Annotated in this window: 1 protein-coding gene; it reads left to right on the forward strand. The window is 72.6% G+C overall.

The annotated features are described in order from the left end of the window. On the forward strand, positions 1-1,975 hold a 1,975-nt coding region (locus VTU_RS0105840), incomplete at both ends, for an SMC hinge domain-related protein (RefSeq protein WP_010101927.1).

Here is a 1,975-nt window from a genome sequence, read left to right on the forward strand (position 1 = left end):
GCTCACGCGCGACGGCAGCAGCAGCTACTACCTGAACAACCAGCCCGTGCGCCGCCGCGACGTGCAGGACGTGTTCCTGGGAACGGGCCTGGGCCCGCGCGCCTACGCCATCATCGGGCAGGGAACGATCAGCCGCATCATCGAGTCGCGCCCGGAGGAACTGCGATTGTTCCTCGAAGAGGCCGCAGGCGTCTCCAAGTACAAGGAGCGCCGGCGCGAGACGGAGAACCGCCTTGCGGACACGCGCGAGAACCTCACGCGGGTCGAGGACATCTTGCGTGAGCTGGGCGCAAACCTCGAAAAACTCGAAAAGCAGGCCGAGGTGGCCGCCAGATACAACGGCCTGCAAGCCGAGGCCACGCTCCGGCAGCACCAGCAATGGTTTCTGAAGCGCGCCGAGGCCGAGGCCGAGCAGACCCGGGTGCGCCTGGACGGCCTGCAGGCGGTCAACGACCTGGAAGCGCGCATGGCCGAGTTGCGCGCGCTCGAATCCGATCTGGAGACGGTCCGGCAGGCGCACTACGCGGCGGGCGAGCAGGTGAACCAGGCCCAGGGCCGGCTCTACGAGGCCACGGCCGAGGTCGGGCGGCTCGAGGCCGAGATTCGCTACGTGGTCGAGGGCCGCCAGCGCGTGGAGCAACGCCTGGCCACGCTGGCCGGGCAGATCGCCCAATGGTCGGCGCGCCAGGAGGAGGCCGACGCCGAGCTGGAAAACCTGGCCGGCGCCGGGGTGGACGCCGAGGAGCGCGCCACGCTGCTCGCCGCGCAGCTCGAGGAGCAGGCCCTGCAACTGCCCGGCCTGGAGGACGCCCTGCGCCAGGCACAGGGCCGCGCCGACGCGCAGCGCAGCGCCGTGGTGCAGGTGCAGCAGCAGATCCAGGTGCTGGCCGCCGAGCAGCGCGGAATCGACGAGCAAAGCCGCGGGTTCGACGGCCGCTGCGAACGCCTGCGCGCCGAGCGCAATGCCCTGGACGCGCCCGACGATGCGCGCCTGACGAGCTTGCGCGGCCAGCTCGAAGAGGCCCGGGAATTGGCCGCAAGCGCCGACGCCCATCTGGCCGGATTACAGGAGTCCGTTCCCCGGCTCGAAGCCGAGCGCCGCACGCGCCAGGAGGCCGTGAACACCGAGGGCGCGCGCCAGACCGAGCTCGGCGCGCGCATGGAGGCGCTCAGGGCGCTGCAGGAAAAGGTCCAGACCGACGGCAAACTGCGCCCCTGGCTGGCCCGGCAGGGGCTCGACGGCCTGCCGGGTCTGTGGAGCCGCATCCACATCGAACCCGGCTGGGAGAACGCCCTCGAGGCCGCGCTGCGCGAGCGCCTGGGCGCGCTCGAAATCAGCCGCCTGGAGATGGTGCGCGGCTTTCTCGGCGCAAGCGGCAGCGACGCACCGCCCGCGCGGCTGGCGTTCTACAGCGCACCGGCGGCGGGCGCGCCCGAACCCGCTGCGCAGCAGCCCGCCCGCCTGTCCGACCTGCTGCGCCTTCAGGACAGCGGCCTGCGCGCCGTGCTGACCGACTGGCTCCAGGGCTGCCATACCGCCGGCACGCTCGACGAAGCCCTGCAGCGCCGCGCCACGCTGCAACCGGGCGAGGCGGTTTTCGTTCCCGCAGGCCACGCCGTGAGCGCGCACGGCGTGAGCTTTTACGCGCCGGACTCCGAGCAGTCCGGCCTGCTCGCGCGCGCGCAGGAGATCGAGCACCTGGAGAAGGAACTGCGCGCGCAGGCGCTGATCGCCGAAGAATCGCGCAGCGCGCTGGTGCGCGCCGAGGCCGCCTGCGCCAGCGCCGCGCAGCAGCTCGTGCTGGCACGCCGCGAAGCCTCCGAGGCGCAGAGCCGCGCGCATGCGCTGCAGGTCGAGACCCTGCGCCTGAGCCAGCTGACCGAGCAGACGCGCGCGCGCGGCGCGCAGATCGACTCCGATCTGGCCGAGGTGCAGGCTCAACTCGCCGACCTGCACGAGCGCCGCGTGGGCGCC

The organism is Verminephrobacter aporrectodeae subsp. tuberculatae At4 (assembly GCF_000193225.1).
GTDB classification, from domain to species: Bacteria; Pseudomonadota; Gammaproteobacteria; order Burkholderiales; family Burkholderiaceae_C; genus Acidovorax; species Acidovorax aporrectodeae.